Here is a 21,719-nt window from a genome sequence, read left to right as displayed (position 1 = left end):
TCCCCCACCGGCCGCATTTTTTATTTCCGGCCGTCTGTCGCCAGTTCCTTCAAGAAGCTCTTCGCAGCCTCCAGAATTTCACGGGAGAGCTCTTCGTCGTTTGCGATGCGCGCAAGGCCGACCGCGCCGCTCATCAAGCATGAGGCGACAATGGCATTGCGCCGCATCTCCGTGGCATCCTGGTGCGGCAGGCGCGCGGCCATCGTTTCGAAGTTTTTCCGTATCCCTTCCGTTGCAATGGTTCGCACGGCATCGCCGCTGCGCGCGATATCGGCCGTCAACGCTGCATAGGCACAGCCTTCGCCGCGGTGGTCGCGATGTAGCGTGCTGAGATAATCGTCGGCATAGTCCTCCAGAGAAATATCCGCCGGATCGATCCCCTTCCCCTCCAATTGCCGCCGCCACGATTCCACCGCCACCTGGACGGCTTCAGCGACGAGTTCGTCACGGGAGGCGAAATGCTTGTAGAATCCGCCGACCGTCAGGCCGGCTTCCTTCATCAGATCGGCAACGCCAATACCCTCCAGCCCCTCCTCCCGCAGGCGCTTGGCGGCAAGTGTCACGATGCGCTCATGCGTCTTCTGCTTCTCCAACTGAGAATGACCCATCGAAAAATCTCCTCGATCTACCTTGACGAATGTAGATTATGATCATAATCCTTATAGAGAACGATCATAATCCAGATCGTGATCAAAGCCAATAGGAGCTACGAACATGCGTCTCAAGAACAAGGTTGCCATCATCACAGGTGGGAACAGCGGCATCGGGCTGGCCACCGCCCGCCTCTTCCTCGCCGAAGGCGCCAAGGTCGCCATCACCGGCCGCAATCCACAGACCCTTGCCGCCGCCGTTGAAGAGCTTGGCGGCGATGTGCTGGCACTGCAGGTCGATGTCACCGACGTTGCAGCCACCGAGAAAGCTTTCGCCGACGCGGCTCAGAAGCTCGGCAATTTCGACATCGTCTTCGCCAATGCGGGGATTGCCGGCGAAACCGCCGTTGGAAGGACCACGCTTGAGCAGTTCGAGACGGTGGTGCGCACCAACTTCACCGCCGTCTTCTTTACGGTGCAGGCTGCGTTGCCGCATCTGAACGACGGCGCCTCGGTGATCCTGAACGGTTCCGTGCACGCTGTTCTCGGCATCCCCGGCTACTCCGCCTATGCCGGCACCAAGGGTGCCGTCCGCGCCATGACCCGCAACCTGGCATCCGAACTCGCCCCGCGCGGCATCCGCGTCAACCAGGTCACGCCCGGCGCCACCAAGACGCCGATCTGGAACACACGGGCGATGACGGAAGATGCCAAGGATGCCCTCGAAGCCCGTTTCGGTAGCCTGAGCCCGCTTGGCCGCATGAGCGAAGCCGACGAGATCGCCAACGCTGCCCTCTATTTCGCATCGGACGATTCCCGGAACGTCACGGCGATCGAAATCACCGTCGACGGCGGCGCGACCAGCGCTCCCTCGGGTGCCAAGCTTTTCCGCACGGCGTAAACGGATCGGAGAAAGCAAGGCCTATATTCGGCCACTGGTAATTGCTGTCGCAGAAAATCGGTCGCGGAACTCAAAGTTATGCGACCGACTTTTTTGACAAAAGCCCTTCCGTGCTTCGAGCGTGCGACAGGCACTTCCTCCAACTGAGCCTCGCCCAAGCCTTTGGAACCCCCAACCGGGCGGACTTCAATTTTTATTCGAAGACGGCGCCGTTTTGCTTGAAGTCGCTTTGCCTTTCGGGAGGGAGCGCGGGTTCTCCAAAAGGCGCAAAAGCACATTCGGTCTTCTTGCCCGCTGGACAAGATCGATATCACTCACAAGCTTTGCGCCGCCCTCGCGCCGCTCCAACGTGATCTTGCGGCTATGGAAGACTTCCAGCTCGGCGCGGTGCGCCACGCTGATGATGGTGACCTTCGGCAATTCCTTGATCACCGTCTCCATCATCTTGTCCTGACTCTTCTCATCGAGTGCTGACGTTGCTTCATCCAGCACGATGATATCGGGATTGTGCAGCAGGAGACGCGCAAAGGCGAGCCGCTGCTTTTCGCCGCCCGACAACGTCTGGTCCCATGGCGCTTCTTCCTCGATCTTCTCGTTCAGATAATCGAGTCCCACCTTGTCGAGGGCCGCCTTGATCTCATCCAGCGTCCAGCTATCGGCGGCGCTGGGATAGGCAACGGCGCGGCGAAGTGTCCCGGAAGGGATGTAAGGCCGCTGCGGCAACATGAACAACCGCCTGTCGGCGTGGAAATCGACGCTGCCGTCACCCCACGGCCAGAGACCTGCGATGGCCCGCACCAGCGTGCTCTTGCCTGAGCCGGATTCTCCGGCCACCAGCACCCGCTCGCCCGGTTCGATCACGACCTGTGTTTCCTTGACCACGGCGGTGCCGTCGTCAAGCGACACGGAGAGATCGTTCAGGCTGACCATCGCATCGCCCTCAGTTTCGCCGTGCTTGATGCGTCCCAAAGCGTCGCTCTGCTCCGCGCGCTCGAGCCCGTCGAGCGATACCATCAGCGAAGCGACGCGCCGTGCGCAGGCATTCCAATCGGCGAGACGGGGGTAGTTGTCGACCAGCCATCCGAAGGCGCTCTGGACGATGGCGAAGGCAGAGGCAGCCTGCATGACCTGCCCAAGGGTCATGCTGCCTTCAAGAAACTTTGGAGCGCAAAGCAAAATCGGCACGACGGGCGCAAACAGGCTCGACCCCTGCGACACAAGCGTCGTACGCATGTGCTGGCGGGCAAGGAGCGCCCATTGCCCGAGCACATTGGCGAAGGTCTTGTCGAGGTCGCTACGCTCCTCCTCCTCACCGCCGAGTAATGCGATGCTCTCGCCGTTTTCCCGCACATGTGTCAGCGTGTAGCGAAATTCGGCTTCCGCCTGATTTTTGACCTCGGAAACGTGGACGAAATGGCGGCCGATGATCGCCATAGAGCTAGACGTGATCGCGGCGTAGAGGACCGCGGTGACGACGAGAAAGCCGGGAATAGTGACCGTCGTAGCGGCGATCGTCAGGGTCAGGGCACCGCCGATCGTCCAAAGCACCACAATGAAGGTCGAGGCCGACAGAAATGCGGAAATGACGCCGGCAATGAAATCGACGGGGGATTCGGTAGCAATCCGCAAGTCCTCCGAAATGCGCGCTTCGGGGTTCTTGTGGTCGCCGCCGATGAGGTTCAACTGATAGTAGCGGCCGTTTGCGAGCCAGCGCGCGATGACTGCGGTCGTCAGCCAGGAACGCCAGCGGCGCTGAATCGCCATCCGAAGGAAGACTTGTGTAACGACGAGGGTCATGCTTCCCAACGCGAGTGGCAGGAATACGGCGCTCAAAAAATAGACGGTGCTGGCATTGCGTTGCTCTATTGCGTCGAAAATTGCGCGATTCCAGATATTAATTCCATACTGGAAGCCGACATTCATGCCGATCAGGGCCAATAGCACGATCGTGCACGGCCAAGAGAGCCGGTCGCCGCCGCGACCCCAGTAACCACGCGCGCTGATCCAGAAGCGCCTCAGCAAATACCGCTTGCGCGCCTGCTCGGCCTCCTCAGGCGTGAGCTCTGGATCTGGTTCGATCACATCTGGCGGCGGCGCGACCTCGACGGTCGATCCCTCCCCTTGGCGCGACTTCTCGGCACCGTGCGGTTGAGTGCCGTCGACCGATTTCGGATTGATTTTAGCGTCGGTCATAGCGCAACAACGGCTTAAAAATCGAAAGGTTTCATGGTGCCGGTGTCGAAGACGAATGGCGGTCGCGGGGGGCTTGTCGAGAAAATCAGTCCGTCGCCACTCGAACGCTTGAGAATGCCGTCAGTCGAATGGAAAAACCGCCCGCAGTGTCTGTGCTGCAAGCGGTTCGACATCAATATCTGCTTTAGTTCCGCATTTCCGATAGGCCAGGCCATCCGGCCTTTGTCGTTCGAGCCAGTCCCTGAACTCAGACCTGACGAACCTTTTCGCCGTCGCCGAACAGAGAGGGGCCGTTCTGGTCGATGATCTGCTGCGCCTTGCGGAAAGTCGATTCAAGCGCATCGTCCGACGAGGTGAAAACATCGGCGCGGATGAAATTGCGCACCAGCACCTCGCCGTTCACTTCCTTCTCGATCCGGCCCATCAGGCGGAACTGATTGCCTTCGCGCTGCGGCGTCGCATAGATCGTGCAGCCGTTGTGCTCCTGCGGCTCCGCGGTGACGGAGGGACCGCCGGTCTTTTCGGCGCTCGTCGTCGAAGCGCCGCCGGTGAAGATCGAGAAAATATTCGACAAGATCGAAGCCATGAATCGCCTTTAGCATGAAGGACGTTGGGTGGCAAAGTTAAATAATCAGGTTCGCCAGAATGTCGTTCTCGGTGATGTCCTGATAGCCCATGCCGGCGCGCTCGAAATTCTCGACCAGTTGCTTGAAATTGTCGGGATGCTTGGTCTCGATGCCGATCAGGATGGAGCCGAAATTGCGGGCGCTCTTCTTCAGATATTCGAAGCGGGCGATATCGTCGTCCGGACCGAGCAAATTGAGGAAATCGCGCAGCGCGCCGGGGCGCTGAGCCAGCCGCAAGATGAAGTATTTCTTCAGCCCGGCATGGCGCATGGCGCGCTCCTTGACATCGGGCAGTCGCTCGAAATCGAAATTGCCGCCAGAGACGACCGCAACGATCGTCTTGCCGCGGATGCTCTCACGATCCATTTGCTCAAGCGCGGTGATCGCCAGCGCGCCAGCCGGCTCCAGCACGACGCCTTCGACATTCAGCATATCCGTGATCGTCACGCAGATGGCATTTTCCGCAATCAGCATGACCTGCTCCGGCGCAAAACTTCTCAGGGCCGCAAAATTCAGGTCGCCGATGCGACCGACCGCTGCGCCGTCGACGAAATTGTCGACCTTCGCCAGCGTCACCACCTGCCCTGCCTCCATGCTGCGCCTGAGGCTCGGCGCTCCCGCCGGCTCGGCAAAGACGAATGCGTCCTTGGCGAGGCGATCGGCAAAAAAGCCGGTGATACCAGCCGCCAATCCACCGCCGCCGACGGGCAGCACGATGCGGTCGGGCAAGACGCCCTCCGGCAATTGCTCGGCGATTTCGGCACCAACCGTCGCCTGCCCCTCGATGATATCGGCATGATCGAACGGCGGCACCATGACGCCGTCAATTTGCTGCACATGCTCGCGCGCCGCCTGGTAGCACTGGTCGAAGAAATCGCCGAACAGCTTGATGGTGATGAATTCACCGCCGAACATACGGGTCTTGTCGATCTTCTGCTGCGGCGTCGTCACCGGCATGTAGACCACGCCCGGCACTCCGAAATGGCGGCAGACGAAGGCAAAACCCTGCGCATGATTGCCGGCCGAAGCGCAGACGAATGTCTTGCCCGTACCACCTTCGGCAATCACCTTGCGGAAGAAATTGAAGGCGCCGCGGATCTTGTAGGAGCGCACCGGCGTCAGATCCTCGCGCTTTAGCCAGATCTCCGCACCGTAGCGAGCGGAAAGATGCTCGTTCAGTTGCAGCGGCGTTGCGGAAAAAAGGCCACGCATGGCCTCGGTGGCGTCGAGAACATCCTGCTTGTCCACGGTCTTGGTCCGTTCCTGTTCAATCCACCTTCGCTATGACACAGGAAAGATGAGTAAAGAAAGCCTCTTTGTTGCGCTTTCCGACCTGCCTAAGCGACATTGCGACACCACAAATCGACGGCTACGACCATCCAACGCGCAACTGCTACATTTCGCGCCACCGTGTTACATCCGGTCGCAACGCAAAATCTTCGAATTGACAGGAAGCAAAGGCCCGCCTCCAATGCAAGCCAGCCATCATGATGATGGTCAGAGGCCCGCTCCAATCCGGTTTCCCCGGTGCCGGCGGGCTTCGCTTGTGAGCCACACTCTCAGATATGGAAGCGCTCGCACACCACAAGTGTACGCCACATGGTTTTTTGTGGTGATTTCCCGCCACTTAATAAAGCCTCTTAGGGTCTAAGAATTCTGTTTCGATGCTTCTTGTAAATTTTTCCGCTTCTAATCGCCTTGAAGGCACACATGCTGTTTTTGACGTGTGACATACATTTGCGGCATTTGCTTATTCGATGCTCGTCGGTGAAAATATACCGGGCACTTTTTAGCGCGACCATGGCAAAGATGTGCGGGTCATCGCATGCAGACGAACCGATCCATGTCGCATTCGCTTCTAGTTCGTCCATAACCGCCTTGCAGGCGTCTTTGTCCACATCAACTCGACGTCCTTTATCTCCCATCAATTTCAAAAATTTCGCGAGGTATAGGACTTTGGAGATTTCAGTCTTGTATTTTTCCTGTTCCGTATAGAGGAATTTGACATGTTTATGTTTCGTATCGCCCATTTCCTTCAAAGCGTCTTGAAACCACTGCTGCGTACTAGCTGAAACGTCCAGAAGTACTGTTGACATTAGAACATCGTCCGCATCAGTTCAGCCACAAAAAAATCTTTGTAGTTTTCAGGTGGGTTCTCAAGTTCGCCCGTATCGGAAATATTAATGACGTGGCAGTGGTTGCCATCCTCCTTATTTTCACAAAACAATATATTTGCGCCAGTAACGCCCGGGTCTTCGCGCATGTTGGCTCTAAAGCGATCGATCAAAAAATCACTATGCGTTTCGACGACATATTTCTGGCTTCCATTCGCCATTCTAAAGAGAAACTCTCCAAGGGCAGCCTGAGCAACTGGATGCAAATGAAGTTCAGGCTGCTGCAAGAGCATAGTTACGTTCTGCTCAGTTCTTTTCGTAAAAACTGATTCAATGATCACCGGAATAACCTGGGATATCCCGAAACCTACCTGGTCCAAAAGGAAATCCTTGCCTCGCTTCTTAACGGTGACTACTAGTGGGGAATGAGCAAATTTAGCCGATAGCCGTGCGACGTTTAGGTCCTCAAAAAGCTGGCTGTCGCGCCCAAATCCGCGGACAATTTCTAGACTTTTATCGTCATTACCCTTCTCCATGTCGTGCCACATGGAAGCAAAGTGGGCACCGGAGGCCTTGGACCTTCGTTCAAATTCGTAATACCGCTCCGGATTGCCACGGACTGGGGCGCTATGGACAACCAATGGCAAGAAACTCTGTGAAAATCCCCGCATCATAGTGTCGATGAGTTCATCTCCTACTTCATCGGCTCGTAGTATCGACCACGGCATCCGAAGCGTATTTATGTTGTCTTCAAAATAATCGTCGTCGTCATCGACCGAGACGCGCTTGAATTTTGATGTTTCGTCGTGAAGTTCACGGAGCCGTTGAACGGTCAATTCTTCTGTGACCGACGAAAACTTGTACAAAAGAGAACCCGTGGATTTTCTTTGTATCGTAATACGTGCATTGCCGTGTATCGTCGTAAATCTTGTAACGATTGGTACTTGGCCATCCGCGTTTCGTTTAATCGTTATTGCCCTTGCACCGACAGTTTTTCGCTCTCTGGAAAGAAATCCAACTGTCACGTCGGCATAATCAAAATAAGGAGAAAAGAAATCATGCCCGCCAGACATATGCTTTTGGTCCATCCTCGGCGGACCTAGCAGCTCTGTAGAATATATATACCCGATTAAATAAAGTATTGAACTCTTTCCGGAGCTATTGTCCCCAATCAGAAAAAGATTTTTGTCCACATTAAGGGATATGTTTTTGAATCCACGGTAGTTATCCGCAAAAATTTCTACGGTCATTACCTGTCCCGCCGCCCCCGCTGACACTACCATTAGCTGAAAAAAATGATTCTTCCAACAACTCGAGACGAAGTTCAGTTACTGCCTGGAGAATGCCAATTACGCATCATTGCAGGAGAAGGACCATTTACGTATGTACCTGCCATGTCGCGAAGGAGTCCGGGGCGGTTGAAAGTCTTTGAAGGAAAGAATGATAAATGAACGTAGTTTGCGCAACGGATTTTGTGTTGTGCAGAGCTTCCCAAATCAGAGCTTGCAAGATATTGAAATCGCGAAAACGCGGACGTGGCGAAATTGGTAGACGCAAGGGACTTAAAATCCCTCGGCCTTAGGCTATACGGGTTCGACCCCCGTCGTCCGCACCAAAGGCCAAATTCCAATAGGCCCCGACGAAAAAAGGCGCAGCTCTCGCCGCGCCTCGTTTCCATGCAATGTCGAAAATCAAATCAGGCGACGAGTTTGGCCGCGATCTTGGCGACGTGGGCGCCCTGGTATTTTGCGGCTTCCAGTTCGATTTCCGAAGGCTGGCGGGAGCCGTCACCGTTGGTGATCGTGGACGCGCCGTAGGGCGAGCCGCCCTTGACTTCTTCCGTGCCCATCTGGCCCTGGAAGGCATAGGGAAGGCCGACGACGGCCATGCCGTGGTGCAGCAGGGTCGGGATGAAGCCGAGGATGGTGGATTCCTGGCCGCCGTGCTGGGTCGCGGAGGAGGTGAACACCGAGCCGACCTTTCCGACGAGCTTGCCGCCGAACCACAGGCTGCCGGTCTGATCCCAGAAATTACGCATTTGCGATGTCACCGTGCCGAAGCGGGTGCCGGAGCCGACGATGATGGCGTCGTAGTTGGCCAGTTCTTCCGGCGATGCGATGGGAGCTTCCTGATTGAGCTTGAAGTAGGAAGCCCTGGCCACCTCTTCCGGCACCAGTTCCGGTACGCGCTTGACGGTTACGTCGGCGCCGGCGGACTTTGCGCCTTCGGCGACGGCATAGGCCATCTTCTCGATATGACCATAGGAGGAATAATAGAGAACCAGAACCTTAGTCATGAACGTCTCCTAGTTGTTGGACGCGTTGATTTTCGGGCTGATTTCTATCAGCGCTAAAACGGAGGCGCAGCCCCAGCAACTAGAACGCACTGTTCACCCGATGAAGACGAAATTTCACTTGCGATTGCTTTTTCGACCGTCGCCAAGCAAACGAAAACGTCAGTTTGCATTCGCCGTAAACGGCGCTACCTATTTCAAACGTTTTTTTCGAACGCGTTACTGCGCAATTCCACGGATATTTACATGACCAATGAAACCATTGTCACCGCCGCCATGTTGGCTATCGGCGACGAACTGCTCTCGGGCCGGACGAAAGACAAGAATATCGGCCATCTCGCCGATGTCATGCTGCTGTCTGGCATCGATCTGAAGGAAGTCCGTATTGTCGCCGACGACGAAGACGCCATCGTCTCCGCGCTGAACGCGTTGCGCGGCCAATATGATTACGTCTTCACCTCCGGCGGCATCGGCCCGACGCATGACGACATCACCGCCGATGCTATTGCAAAGGCTTTCGGCGTGGCCTGCGAACATGAGGCCGAAGCGATGCGGCTGATGGCGGAGATGTATGCGCGGCGCGAGATGGAATTCACCGAGGCCCGCCAGCGGATGGCGCGCATGCCGGTCGGCTCCAAACATATTGCCAATCCGGTTTCGACCGCGCCGGGCTTCAACATCGGCAATGTCTACGTCATGGCCGGCGTGCCGCAGGTCTTTCAGGCGATGCTCGACAACGTCGTCCCGACGCTGCGCACCGGCACCCGCATGCTTTCGACGGCGATTTCTTGCCCTTACGGCGAAGGCGAGATCGGCACGCCGCTCGGCGCCATCCAGAAAGCTCATCCTGATACCAGCATCGGATCCTACCCGCGCTATGTCGGCCAATCCTTCTCGACTGAGATCGTCGTGCGGGGCCGCTCGGCCGAATTGGTTGAAACTGTCGCGGCCGAGGTGCGCGCCATGATCGAAATGATCAGACAGGCAAAAGCAAAGGAAAATCAGTCTGCTGAGGCATGACATTCAGCAAATGCTTTTAACCCGTTGGGGAACCGCGGTCATATCAGCGCATTATTATCGGACGGAACACTGATATAATGGAGCGATAAGGACCTTTCCTCATGGGAGATCACGTCATGCCCTATAAAACCATCCTGGTCATACTCGATACCCCCGACAATACGCGGGTGGCGGTCGATTTCGCCGCCGCGTTCGCTCAGGAGCATGGCGCGCATATCGTGGGTCTGCATGCGGAAATCGTCTCGGCCGTGCCGCTGGTGGCGCCGATGGAGATCCCCGATCCGGTCGCCGTGCAGGCTCTGCAGGACATGGCGCACAGCCAGGCCGTGGAGATCGAGCGGCTGTTCCGCGCGAAAATGGAGCGCGAAGGACTTGCCTATGAATGGCGCAACTTTGCGAGCACCGTCGGCTATGGTTCGGAGCCGCTGATGGAAAGTGCGCGCAGCGCCGATCTGCTGATCGCCGTGCAGCCCGATCCGGCCAAATCTTCGGACTCGCATGTCGATGTCGAAAGCTTCCTGTTCGAAAGCGGCCGTCCCGTGCTGCTCATTCCCTACATCTTTACCGAGCCGAAGCCGATCCATCGCGTACTGATTGCCTGGAACGGATCGAAGGAAGCCGCCCGCGCGACCTTCGACGCCCTGCCGTTCCTGCGGACTGCCGATTCCGTCGAGGTTTTTTCCGTCGACACCTCTGACAGCTCGACGCATTCGCCGAAAGAGACCGGCGTGGAGATTACGGCCACGCTTGTCCGCCATGGCATTCGTGCCAGATTGGAAACGGCGACTTGCGGCGGCAAGACGCCATCGCAGGTCATCGAAAATCGCCTCGCCGACGATAGCATCGATCTGCTCGTCATGGGTGCCTATACACATTCCTGGCTCTGGCAGTTGATCTTCGGCGGCACGACGCGGACGCTGCTGCAATCGATGACGGCGATGACGCTGCTTGCGCGCTGATGCCCATAAGCCTGCCGGATATGCGGTGCAGCGGCGCTCTTGCCTTTTGAGCGCAAATCCAGCAGAAAGCAGCGACCGATGAGAAAATTCCCGCCAGGGAACCCATTCGCGTGGTCCACGGAGCGTGATCCCTAAAGTCCAAAATGGTTTGGGTGGGATCATCTTCGATCGGAGGGCCAGCGAATCGCGTTTCAGGATTTGGTCCGTGGTCCGCGCCCGTCGCGGGGTCTGCTCAGGGTCGCCGGCAGCGCCGGTGCGTTGTTATCCTCTGCCTCCCGGAGCCTTAGAGCCATGTCCCTGCCCGATAAAGCCTTTCCCGTATCCTGGGATCAGTTCCATCGCGATGCCCGCGCCCTTGCCTGGCGACTTGCCGGACTCAATCGCGAGTTCAAGGCGATCGTCTGCATCACCCGCGGCGGCCTCGTGCCGGCCGCGATCATTTCGCGGGAACTCAATATCCGCCTGATCGAGACCGTCTGTATCGCCTCCTACCATGATTATTCCAGCCAGGGCGAAATGAACCTGCTCAAGGGTATCGCGCCGGAACTCACCACCAATGGCGGCGAAGGCGTGCTGGTGATCGACGACCTGACCGACACCGGCAAAACGGCTGTGGAAGTGCGCACCATGCTGCCAAATGCGCATTTCGCCTGTGTCTATGCCAAGCCGAAGGGCGTGCCGACCATCGACACCTTCATCACCGAAGTTAGCCAGGACACCTGGATCTATTTCCCCTGGGATATGGGTTTCACCTATCAGGAGCCGATCGCCAAGGGTCATCGCGGCTGACCGTTACGAGACTCACCCGAATCAGTTGTGATTCTGTGCGGTGTGCCAAAATCGGACATAGGCATCAGCAATAGATGTGGGCGCGTTAGCGCCCACTATATTTAGTGGTTATCGAGATACCAGGATTACGTGGGATTCAAGGGCTTCGGCGCGAATCATAAGGGGTTGCTGCATGCTTTTGCCCCTCTGCCAATGGTTTCAAGGCCACGGTCACAATATTGTCGCTTTTAATTCCGCCGTCGGTGGTATTCGGCTCATAAGCGGTCGCGCGGAGAACGAACAATTTCCGCCAAGCGCTTGAATCTTTGGGACTCCTGGCGTTTCCCCAATTTCCACAGGCAAGCCCACAAGATATTGTGGTTAAAAATCCGTCGCAAACCACCCCTTGACGGAATCGGGTCTTTCAAAGTTAATGAATGACGTTGCGGCGGCGACTGGACCGGACGGAATAACGGGGGCTGGTCCTTAACTCGAAATCGGATTTGGATTCACGGCGATCATCATGATCGATGGCGCCAGGGAGGCCTTTTGTGCCGAGATCGGTGCTGCCAAAAAAAGACATGCGGGGACTGGCGGCAATAAGCTGTTAATACTATATTTAGTGTTTGCAGCCACCATCACCACAAGATACGGGAAGGACATCTCCGGATGACACCTCCTGTCAGGAAGCGGATTGAACACTGGCTGCGCGCTGAAACCGCGAAGCCGGATCAGGAATTTTGCGCCTTCGTTTCGAGGACGGGCGCCAACGAATTGAGGTAAGGGATCATGCGCATCGAACGTCGATTTACGAAGGCCGGCCAGTCACCTTATGCGGAGATCGAATTCCGCAAGGCGACAAGCGAGATCAAGAACCCTGACGGTTCGATCGTTTTCCGCCTCGAAAACATCGACGTGCCGGCGCAGTTCTCGCAGGTCGCCGCCGACATCTTGGCGCAGAAGTATTTCCGCAAGGCCGGCGTGCCCGCCAAGCTGAAGAAGGTTGAGGAAAACGACGTTCCTTCCTTCCTGTGGCGCTCCGTGGCCGATGATGCGGCGCTGAAGGATCTGCCGAAGGAAAGTCAGACCGGCTCCGAAACCGATGCGCGCCAGGTCTTCGACCGCCTCGCCGGCACCTGGACCTATTGGGGCTGGAAGGGCGGCTATTTCTCCTCCGAAGAGGATGCATCGGCATTCCGCGACGAACTCGCCTATATGCTCGCCACCCAGCGCGTCGCACCGAATTCGCCGCAATGGTTCAACACGGGCATGCACTGGGCCTATGGCATCGACGGCCCCGGCCAGGGCCATTTCTATGTCGACCCTTTCACCGGCAAGATCACCAAGTCCAAGTCAGCCTACGAACATCCGCAGCCGCATGCCTGCTTCATCCAGTCGGTCGAGGACGATCTCGTCAACGAAGGCGGCATCATGGACCTCTGGGTTCGTGAAGCGCGTCTCTTCAAGTATGGCTCCGGCACGGGCTCCAACTTCTCGCTGCTGCGCGGCGAAGGCGAAAAGCTCTCCGGCGGTGGTCGCTCCTCCGGCCTGATGAGCTTCCTGAAGATCGGTGACCGCGCTGCCGGCGCCATCAAGTCGGGCGGCACGACGCGCCGCGCCGCCAAGATGGTCGTCGTCGACATCGACCATCCAGATATCGAGGAATACATCAACTGGAAGGTCAAGGAAGAGCAGAAAGTTGCCGCCCTCGTCACCGGTTCGAAGATTGTCGCCAAGCACCTGAAGGCGATCATGAAGGCTGCCGTCAATTGCGAAGGCGACAATGATGATTGCTTCGATCCGGCCAAAAACCCTGCCCTGAAGCGCGAAATCCGCGCCGCCAAGAAGGATCAGGTTCCGGAAAACTACGTTCAGCGCGTCATCCAGTTCGCTCGCCAGGGCTACAAGGATCTCGAGTTCAAGACCTATGACACGGACTGGGATTCGGAAGCCTATCTCACCGTTTCCGGCCAGAACTCCAACAATTCGGTCTCGATCAAGGACGACTTCCTGCGCGCCGTCGAGAACGACGCCGATTGGCACCTGACCGCCCGCAAGGACGGCAAGGTCGTCAAGACGGTGAAGGCGCGCGAGCTCTGGGAATCCATCTCCTATGCCGCCTGGGCATCGGCCGATCCGGGCCTGCACTTCAACACGACGATGAACGACTGGCACACCAGCCCGGCCGCTGGCCCGATCCGTGCGTCCAATCCGTGCTCGGAGTACATGTTCCTCGACGACACGGCCTGCAACCTCGCTTCGCTGAACCTGATGACCTTCAAGGATGCGGCGACGAAGCGCATCAACATCGGCGACTACGAGCATGCCGTTCGCCTCTGGACCGTCGTCCTCGAAATCTCGGTCATGATGGCGCAGTTCCCCTCGCGCCGCATTGCCGAACTCTCCTACGAATACCGTACCCTCGGCCTCGGCTATGCCAATATCGGCGGCCTGCTGATGTCGTCGGGCATTCCCTATGACTCGGACGAAGCCCGCGCAATCGCCGGCTCGCTGACCGCGATCATGACCGGTATCGCCTATGCGACCTCGGCCGAAATGGCCTCCGAACTCGGGACCTTCCCGATGTTCAAGCCGAACCGCGAGCATATGCTGCGCGTCATTCGCAACCACCGCCGCGCCGCCTATGGCGAGACCTCGGGCTATGAAGGCCTGTCGGTCAATCCGGTGGCGCTGATCCACGCCGAAAATCCGGACCAGGACCTCGTTGCCCATGCGAAGGCTGCCTGGGACAAGGCCCTGAGCCTCGGTGAACAGCATGGCTACCGCAATGCCCAGGCCACCGTCATCGCGCCGACCGGCACGATCGGCCTCGTCATGGATTGCGACACGACCGGCATCGAGCCTGATTTCGCGCTGGTGAAGTTCAAGAAGCTCGCCGGCGGCGGTTACTTCAAGATCATCAACCGCGCCGTTCCGGAAGCGCTGCGTGCGCTCGGCTACTCCGAAAGCCAGATCGCCGAGATCGAGGCCTATGCCGTCGGCCACGGCAACCTGAACCAGGCGCCGGCCATCAATCCTTCGACGCTGAAGGCCAAGGGCTTCACCAACGAGAAGGTGGAGGCCGTCAACGCCGCGCTGAAGAGCGCCTTCGACATCAAGTTCGTCTTCAACCAGTGGACGCTCGGTGCCGACTTCCTCAAGGGCACGCTGAAGGTTTCCGACGAGCAACTGACCGACATCAGCTTCAACCTGCTCGACCATCTCGGCTTCTCCAAGAAGGACATTGAAGCTGCCAACATCCATGTCTGCGGCGCGATGACGCTGGAAGGCGCACCGTTCCTGAAGAACGAGCACCTCGCCGTCTTCGATTGCGCCAACCCCTGCGGCAAGATCGGCAAGCGCTACCTTTCGGTCGAAAGCCACATCCGCATGATGGCCGCCGCCCAGCCCTTCATCTCGGGTGCCATTTCCAAGACGATCAACATGGCGAACGAAGCAACCGTCGAGGATTGCAAGAACGCCTACATGCTCTCCTGGAAGCTCGGCCTGAAGGCGAATGCTCTTTATCGCGACGGCTCCAAGCTCAGCCAACCGCTGAACGCCTCGCTGATCGACGACGAGGGCGATGAGGATGCAGTGGAAGAACTGCTGCAGGCCCCGGCTGCCGCCCAGGCCGTCACCGTCACCGAAAAGATCATCGAACGCGTCATCGAAAAGGTTGTCCGCAGCCAGGAAAAGCTTCCCGGTCGCCGCAAGGGCTACACCCAGAAGGCCAAGATCGGCGGACACACCATCTTCCTGCGCACCGGCGAATACGACGACGGTCGTCTCGGCGAAATCTTCCTCGATATGAACAAGGAAGGTTCGGCGCTGCGCGCCTTCATCAACAACTTCGCCATCTCCGTCTCGCTCGGCCTGCAATATGGCGTGCCGCTCGAAGAATATGTCGATGCCTTCACCTTCACCAAGTTCGAGCCGGCCGGCATCGTCACCGGCAACGACGCGATCAAGAACGCCACGTCGATCCTCGACTATGTGTTCCGTGAACTCGCCATCTCCTATCTCGGCCGTCACGATCTCGCCCACGTCGATACGTCGGACTTCAACAACACGGCGCTCGGACGCGGCGTGTCGGAAGGCAAGGCCGATGTCGTCTCCAAGGGCCTGACCCGCGGCTACAAGCCGACGCTGGTGCCGACATCGGGTGAGCGCCAGGCAGCCGAGGTCAAGGGTTCGTCGACGGCAGCCCCTGCCCGCGCCTCCTCTGGCGCGACGATCACCTCCATCGCTGGCAATACCGCGCGCAAGCTCGAACCGACCAGCGCCGTCTCCACCTCGGAAGTCGTCGCCTTCAAGCGCGATTACGAGGAACGCGCCAAGGAACTGGCTGAAGAGATCGTAGAGGAACTGGCAAACGAAGAAGCCTCCACTGCCCTCTTCACCGACAAGGCAGCGGATGAGGCGGCAACGGCGAAGTCGGACGCCAAGAAACTGGAATCCGAACGCCGCGCCCGCTCCATCATGCAGGGCTACACCGGCAACATGTGCACGGAATGCCAGAACTTCACGATGGTTCGGAATGGAACTTGCGAGAAGTGCGACACGTGCGGCGCGACGAGCGGGTGCAGCTAAGCATTCGCCTGACCGCGATTGTCGCGTCCAAACCAACTTTTCCCGTGGCATAGAAATTTTGGAATTTTGGATACGAGGCGCAGAGGAAATTGCAGAGTGGACGAATTGCCTAAACAATGAAAAGTTAAATTCAGCAGATAAGCTGTGAAATGCAGTAAATTATGGGGCGACTCAACGGATTTACAGAAACGTTGAGTCGCCCCATATCGCTTTAAGCTTGAAACCATTTAACTTGAACGCAGATTCGGAGACTCCTCTTCAACAAACAGCGTCAAAATACTGAAAATAATAGATTTTTAACGAAATTATATTTACAGGAGCCGCGATTTTGGCTACCTTACTTAAAGTGATTCGGAGACACGAAAGGAGGATTGATCCAAAAGGAAGTAAAATCGGAGAATCTTTTCTCCGCGATGCCGCAACCGAGACTGCAATCTCGGCCACGACATCTCGCGAATATTCTTTGAGCATTCGCGTGACCGACAGACCTTGATCCGCCAGCCCTTAAGCAAGAGCACTATAGGAGGATTCGGGAGTTACGTCGAGTTGGCTCAGAGATTTCCACAAACCCAGGAGGGTTCGAAATGTCTGAAAGAAAAACGTTCGACGTCGGCAGGGATTCAAAATCGGGTCAGTTCATTCCTGTGAAGGAAGCTGAACGCCGCCCGAGAACAACCACTGTCGAACGCGTTCCAAAGCCCGGTTACGGCGACACCAAAGGCGAGCCCAGCCGTCGAAAATAAGTAAGGAAGGCGCTTCGTAAGGAGCGCCTTATTACTCTTAGACCGTTTCCTATCGTGTGAGGTTATCAATGAATGATGACACAGTAGACCCTTGTATTGTGGCGGCACTCAAGATTTTCGGCGATATGCTCCGTCGGCAGCGCCAGACCAGCCGTTGGTGTTTTCGTGAAGTGGCGGAAAAATCCGGTGTCACAGAAGACATCATCAGTCAGCTTGAATATGGCGATGACGTCGGCTCCGAGACCGATCGTGAGCGGCTTTGCGAATTCTACGGGCTAGACGTCGGAACGTTCGCAAAGATTCTGCGAAACGAACGGGCAAAGGTCGCGGCAGCGACGACTGAGACGACCATCGCCGAAACTGGTGGGACCAATATCGTGAATTTGCAGAGGCATCGCGAAAAATGGCAAAGGACCACTTCACATCCACAGGACTGACCACCCCTGAGATGATGGCCGAAACCCTGAAGTACCGACACGAGTTCCAGATTGCGCACGTTGATCGGGTCGACATCGTAGCGATTCTAGAGTTCAAACTCGTCGAACGGTATCCCAACTTCAGGCTCGTGATCGTTCGCGATGACGAGCTGAAGGAAGACGCGGTAACCGAGCCTCACAACGATCGCATCGTTGTGAGGCGCTCCCTCTATCGTGCTGCCTGCGACGAAGACCCTGTAGCGCGCTTCGTCCTGGCGCATGAACTTGGCCACTACCTATTACATCGTGAACGAAACGTGCAGATGCACAAAGATCCGAACGGAGCGGTCCAGCGGTTCAAGCACATGAATGCGAGGGAAAGCACCGAAGACCAGGCCGATATGTTCGCCAGACATTTTCTACTCCCTCCACACATCGCGTTTGAGCATCGCGAACAGCCTGAAGTGCTGGCCGCTCGTACCGGCGTCCCCCTTCGTATCTCGCGGGGCAATATTACGATGTCGAAATGGCAGGAGGTTCACTCGCTACGTCTGGCGGCAAGGCGATCGACACAACAAGGCTTACTGGATCTCTAATTTCAATGACGCATGCCTAAAGGATTTTCACCGGTCTAAGCTAAGAAGGTTCTCTAGCCTGCCGTTTTCCGGACGAGAGATGTTGGCTTTCACCCTGTTAGATATGAAAGATTGATAGCCAAAGGTGGCTAAGATCAGATCTCGAGTCTTTGGCCTTAAGCCTTAAAAGGCTTGTCGCGCAATGATCCCCATCTACGAGAACTAAATACCTGGTTCAGAGGCTTCAGTGTAAGCCATGGCCTGGAAGGAATTGTGTTTACGGAGACGCAGCCAATCGGGCGGAAAGGCACGCCTGTCAAACCAGACAGCGCCGATCCTGGACTGCCCCCCTCATTCGCGGTGATACCGTTGGATGAAGACCATCTCTCAATGGTAAAGCCGGACAGCAAAAGCGCCGATATCTACCGCTATCTTCGTGATTTCGTGAAGCGACCGCCTGCGCAGGAAGCGCCTGGGCTCGTTCTGCAACAGACGTTCGAAAGTATGAAGACGGACCTGTCTTCAGGATTTCAACGCATTGAGTCCATCGCAAAAGCCTCAAATGTACTGACACAATCTTTACCTATCCTGGATGACGCGGCAAGGAAGCAGATTGAACGCCTCCGGAAGGCCCGATGTTGATTTGCACTGAGAAGTGACCCGGCATTACCGGATATTGTCATCGAGAATTGACCCATGTTTTGAACCTTGCTCCGCGTGTTTTCAGCGGGAGCTATGGAGTGATCGACATGGCGTTATTGAGCGTGATCCGACGCTGGCATTTTAGAGAGCATTTATCGATCCGGGAGATATGCCGCAGGACTGGCCTGTCCCGGAATACCATTCGCAAGTACCTGCGGTTGGGTGGCGTCGAGCCGAAGTTCAAGGTTCCGGAGCGGCCGAGCAAGCTTGACCCTTTTGCCGACCGGCTATCGGCCTGGCTGAAGACGGAGGCCAACAAATCCCGCAAGCAGAAGCGGACCCTTAAACAACTCCATGCCGACCTGCTGAGCTTGGGCTACGAGGGTTCCTATTGCCGTGTCGCCGCTTTCGCTCGAGAGTGGAGAGCCGATCGACAGAGAGAGCTTCAGACGTCGGGACGCGGAACATTCGTGCCTTTGGCATTCGAGCCCGGTGAAGCATTCCAGTTCGACTGGTCGGAAGACTGGGCGATCATCGGCAATGAGCGCACCAAGCTACAGGTTGCCCATACGAAGCTGAGCTATTCCAGGGCCTTTTTCGTTCGGGCCTATCTCCTCCAGACACACGAGATGTTGTTCGACGCCCACAATCACGCATTCCGCGTCTTCGGTGGCATTCCCCGGCGCGGCATCTACGACAACATGAAGACGGCGATCGACAAGGTCGGCCGCGGTAAGGAGCGCGACGTGAATGTTCGCTTCCTGGCGATGGCCAGCCACTACCTGTTCGAACCGGAGTTCTGCAATCCGGCGTCCGGTTGGGAAAAGGGTCAGGTCGAGAAGAACGTCCAGGACGCGCGTCATCGGCTATGGCAACCCATGCCACGCTTTCCATCTCTGGAGGCCCTCAACGAGTGGCTAGAGCAACGCTGCAAAGAGTTTTGGGCACAGACGTCTCACGGCCAGATGCGCGGCACCATCGCCGATATCTGGGCGGAGGAAGCACGGGCTCTTATGCCGGTTTCCCGTCCGTTCGATGGTTTTGTCGAATACACCAAGCGGGTCTCTCCCACCTGCCTCGTGCATCTGGAGCGCAACCGCTACAGCGTTCCGGCATCCTTCGCCAATCGACCGGTGAGCCTGCGGGTCTATCCGGATCGTGTCGTTGTCGCCGCCGAAGGCCTGATCATCTGCGAGCACCAGCGCATTATCGACCGTTCCCATGATCGGCCGGGACAGACGGTTTATGACTGGCGGCACTATCTCGCGGTCGTGCAACGCAAACCCGGCGCTCTCCGCAACGGTGCTCCATTCACCGAGCTTCCCGAGGCCTTCAAAGCCTTGCAACAACACCTGCTCAAGAAACCTGGCGGAGACCGCGAGATGGTCGATATCCTGGCGCTCGTCCTGCAGCACGATGAACAGGCCGTGCTATCGGCCGTCGACATGGCGCTGAAGTCCGGCGTTCCGACCAAGACGCATGTGTTGAACCTGCTGCATCGCCTCGTCGATGGCAAATCCTTCACGCCGCCGACGATAGATGCGCCCCAGGCACTGACACTCACCAATGAACCAAAGGCCAACGTCGAACGCTACGACACCCTGAGAAAGACGGAGATTCGCCATGCGTCATAACCCAGCAAGCGGCGCGATCGTGATCATGCTGCGGCAATTGAAGATGCACGGTATGGCCCAAGCCGTCGGTGAACTGACCGAACAGGGAGCGCCGGCGTTCGAGGCTCCATTCCGATCCTGTCGCAGCTCCTCAAAGCGGAGACGGCGGAACGGGAGGTGCGATCGACAGCCTATCAGCTCAAGACGGCACGCTTTCCGCTTACCGTGATCTGAACGGCTTCGACTTCGCAAGCAGCGAGATCAACGAGGCGCTCGTGCGTCAGCTTCATCGCTGCGACTTCCTCGACGAGGCCAACAACATCGTCCTGGTCGGCGGGCCCGGCACAGGCAAAACGCATGTCGCCACGGCAATCGGTGTTCAAGCCATCGAGCATCATCATAAGCGGGTTCGCTTCTTCTCGACCGTCGAACTGGTCAACGCTCTCGAGCAGGAGAAAGCTCAAGGACGGTCCGGTCAGATCGCCAACCGGCTCATACACTCCGATCTCGTTATCCTTGACGAGCTTGGATACCTGCCATTCAGCGCATCAGGCGGTGCACTGCTCTTCCATCTGCTGAGCAAACTATACGAGCGGACCAGCGTCATCATCACCACCAACCTGAGCTTCAGCGAATGGGCCAGCGTCTTCGGCGACGCCAAGATGACCACCGCATTGCTCGACCGGCTTACCCATCACTGCCACATCCTCGAAACTGGAAACGACAGCTTCCGGTTCAAGAACAGCTCAGCGCATGAACCCAAAACAGCAAAGGAGAAAAGTAGGAACTTGACCACCACCACCGACCCGAAACATACCTAAGAGGCGGGTCAATTCTCGGCGCAAATGCCGGGTCACTTCTCAGTGCAAATCAACATTGGAGGCATGTCGAGCAGGCAAGCTTGGCTGTTAGGGTGCGAAGCTAAACTCCCACCCAACCCACAAAAAGACTATCTCTTGCGTACCATCTACGGCGTGAATCTTAAGCGCGTAATTGGACGCGAGGGAATCCGCTTTCTCGGCTTCTATTACCAGAGTGACGAGATCCAACGCATGTTCCGTGAGAACACAGGCACCGAAGTCGACATCCGCGTCGATTTTTGGGACATCGGCGAAATCACTGTGTTCGACGGGAAGTTTTCCTATCGTGTAGGCTCGCAGTTCGGCTTCCTTAAGGGCGTTTCCTTCTGGAAGGTGACAGCGTTGCTCGAAGAAATAAACCTTGTTGATACCGAGTACACGGATCGCACGCAGGACACCGTCGATGAAGCTTTCGAATACATCGACGGCATCGCGGAAATTTCGCGAGCCATGCATAATTTGGCAAGCCCGGTACCAACCTCCGAGATGTGCGACCGGCTTGAGCGTCGCATCCGCCGCGCGCTCCACATCGTCCCTGAGTCTGACTACACCCGCGCCGTACGCGACCAGGATTGGCGGCTGACGCCATTTCTTGAGGAAGCTTGGGGTCTCGGAGACGAGTTGGAAGAGGATGATTTGGACGTGCCCTCCAGCCAATCCAAAAAGGCGCAAGAGGAAAAATACGGCGCTCCAACGAGAGGTAAACCCAGCGCGGACCAAAAGGCAAAGGCAATTGAAAATCCCCGGTCCACTGAACAGCTCTCTCTGCCTGCCAGCAAAACCGCGATCTATCGCGACGATTTTTAACAGGAG

General features: G+C 57.0%; 18 protein-coding genes, 1 tRNA gene and 1 pseudogene. 13 read left to right on the top strand and 7 right to left on the bottom strand.

The features are described 5' to 3' along the window. Positions 1-20: 20 nt before the first annotated feature. Entirely contained in the window at positions 21-608 is a 588-nt protein-coding gene (locus N2601_RS05750; protein ID WP_104822895.1) for a TetR/AcrR family transcriptional regulator, read from the bottom strand. A 106-nt stretch (positions 609-714) separates the two neighbouring features. Between N2601_RS05750 and N2601_RS05745 the strand changes: the two genes are divergently transcribed. After that, positions 715-1,491 (top strand): SDR family NAD(P)-dependent oxidoreductase, encoded by a 777-nt coding sequence (locus tag N2601_RS05745; protein WP_104822894.1) that lies wholly within the window; start codon positions 715-717, stop codon positions 1,489-1,491. Between the two features lie 186 nt (positions 1,492-1,677). Here the strand turns inward: N2601_RS05745 and N2601_RS05740 are convergent, their stop codons facing one another. The 5 genes from N2601_RS05740 to N2601_RS05720 all read right to left on the bottom strand — a co-directional run bounded on the left by N2601_RS05740 (position 1,678) and on the right by N2601_RS05720 (position 7,674). Further along, entirely contained in the window at positions 1,678-3,684 is a 2,007-nt protein-coding gene (locus N2601_RS05740) for an ABC transporter ATP-binding protein/permease (RefSeq protein WP_104822893.1), read from the bottom strand. 247 nt (positions 3,685-3,931) lie between these two features. Beyond that, positions 3,932-4,270, bottom strand: a complete 339-nt coding sequence (locus tag N2601_RS05735; protein ID WP_104822891.1) for an HlyU family transcriptional regulator — start codon at positions 4,268-4,270, stop codon at positions 3,932-3,934. A 37-nt stretch (positions 4,271-4,307) separates the two neighbouring features. Continuing rightward, positions 4,308-5,522 carry a threonine ammonia-lyase gene (gene ilvA, locus N2601_RS05730; RefSeq protein WP_445945004.1) on the bottom strand — a complete coding sequence of 405 codons (1,215 nt, stop codon included), beginning with the start codon at positions 5,520-5,522 and terminating at the stop codon, positions 4,308-4,310. A 428-nt stretch (positions 5,523-5,950) separates the two neighbouring features. Further along, positions 5,951-6,406, bottom strand: a complete 456-nt coding sequence (locus tag N2601_RS05725; RefSeq protein WP_260303852.1) for a hypothetical protein — start codon at positions 6,404-6,406, stop codon at positions 5,951-5,953. After that, positions 6,406-7,674: an ATP-binding protein gene (locus N2601_RS05720; RefSeq protein ID WP_260303851.1), complete on the bottom strand. Its 1,269-nt coding sequence runs from the start codon at positions 7,672-7,674 to the stop codon at positions 6,406-6,408. Before N2601_RS05720 ends, N2601_RS05725 begins: the two co-directional genes overlap by 1 nt. 279 nt (positions 7,675-7,953) lie before the next feature. Here N2601_RS05720 and N2601_RS05715 point away from each other — a divergent pair. Further along, positions 7,954-8,039: transfer RNA gene (locus N2601_RS05715), tRNA-Leu, on the top strand. Positions 8,040-8,120: 81 nt separating this feature from the next. Here the strand turns inward: N2601_RS05715 and wrbA are convergent. Beyond that, the gene (gene wrbA, locus N2601_RS05710; RefSeq protein WP_260303850.1) at positions 8,121-8,720 is read right to left on the bottom strand and encodes an NAD(P)H:quinone oxidoreductase type IV; all 600 of its coding nucleotides are present in this window, start codon (positions 8,718-8,720) and stop codon (positions 8,121-8,123) included. Positions 8,721-8,963: 243 nt separating this feature from the next. Between wrbA and N2601_RS05705 the strand changes: the two genes are divergently transcribed. From N2601_RS05705 to N2601_RS05655, 11 genes and pseudogenes are all read left to right on the top strand, one after another. Then, positions 8,964-9,737, top strand: a complete 774-nt coding sequence (locus N2601_RS05705; protein ID WP_260303849.1) for a competence/damage-inducible protein A — start codon at positions 8,964-8,966, stop codon at positions 9,735-9,737. 116 nt (positions 9,738-9,853) lie between these two features. After that, positions 9,854-10,696: a universal stress protein gene (locus N2601_RS05700; RefSeq protein ID WP_104822884.1), complete on the top strand. Its 843-nt coding sequence runs from the start codon at positions 9,854-9,856 to the stop codon at positions 10,694-10,696. A 291-nt stretch (positions 10,697-10,987) separates the two neighbouring features. Next, positions 10,988-11,485 carry a xanthine phosphoribosyltransferase gene (gene gpt / locus N2601_RS05695; RefSeq protein ID WP_104822883.1) on the top strand — a complete coding sequence of 166 codons (498 nt, stop codon included), beginning with the start codon at positions 10,988-10,990 and terminating at the stop codon, positions 11,483-11,485. A 768-nt stretch (positions 11,486-12,253) separates the two neighbouring features. After that, positions 12,254-16,057: a vitamin B12-dependent ribonucleotide reductase gene (locus N2601_RS05690; RefSeq protein WP_104822882.1), complete on the top strand. Its 3,804-nt coding sequence runs from the start codon at positions 12,254-12,256 to the stop codon at positions 16,055-16,057. 584 nt (positions 16,058-16,641) lie between these two features. Continuing rightward, the gene (locus N2601_RS05685) at positions 16,642-16,800 is read left to right on the top strand and encodes a hypothetical protein (protein ID WP_199773541.1); all 159 of its coding nucleotides are present in this window, start codon (positions 16,642-16,644) and stop codon (positions 16,798-16,800) included. A 68-nt stretch (positions 16,801-16,868) separates the two neighbouring features. Further along, a complete protein-coding gene (locus N2601_RS05680) occupies positions 16,869-17,237 on the top strand; it encodes a helix-turn-helix domain-containing protein (RefSeq protein ID WP_104822881.1) in 369 nt (122 codons plus the stop codon). Then, entirely contained in the window at positions 17,204-17,812 is a 609-nt protein-coding gene (locus N2601_RS05675) for an ImmA/IrrE family metallo-endopeptidase (protein WP_104822880.1), read from the top strand. The genes N2601_RS05680 and N2601_RS05675 overlap by 34 nt, the downstream gene beginning before the upstream one ends. Positions 17,813-18,064: 252 nt before the next feature. Continuing rightward, positions 18,065-18,433: a hypothetical protein gene (locus N2601_RS05670; protein ID WP_260303848.1), complete on the top strand. Its 369-nt coding sequence runs from the start codon at positions 18,065-18,067 to the stop codon at positions 18,431-18,433. Between the two features lie 107 nt (positions 18,434-18,540). Next, positions 18,541-20,067, top strand: coding sequence for an IS21 family transposase (gene istA, locus N2601_RS05665; RefSeq protein WP_260303847.1), 1,527 nt, complete (start codon positions 18,541-18,543; stop codon positions 20,065-20,067). Beyond that, positions 20,057-20,867, top strand: a pseudogene (gene istB / locus N2601_RS05660) (IS21-like element helper ATPase IstB). The gene istA and the pseudogene istB overlap by 11 nt, the downstream one beginning before the upstream one ends. A gap of 135 nt (positions 20,868-21,002) precedes the next feature. After that, complete coding sequence (locus tag N2601_RS05655; protein WP_260303846.1) at positions 21,003-21,713, top strand: Mu transposase C-terminal domain-containing protein; 711 nt, start codon at positions 21,003-21,005, stop codon at positions 21,711-21,713. Positions 21,714-21,719 lie beyond the last annotated feature (6 nt).

The organism is Rhizobium sp. CB3060 (assembly GCF_025200735.1).
Classification (GTDB): Bacteria; Pseudomonadota; Alphaproteobacteria; order Rhizobiales; family Rhizobiaceae; genus Rhizobium.
This window is presented reverse-complemented; position numbering and strand designations above follow the sequence as displayed.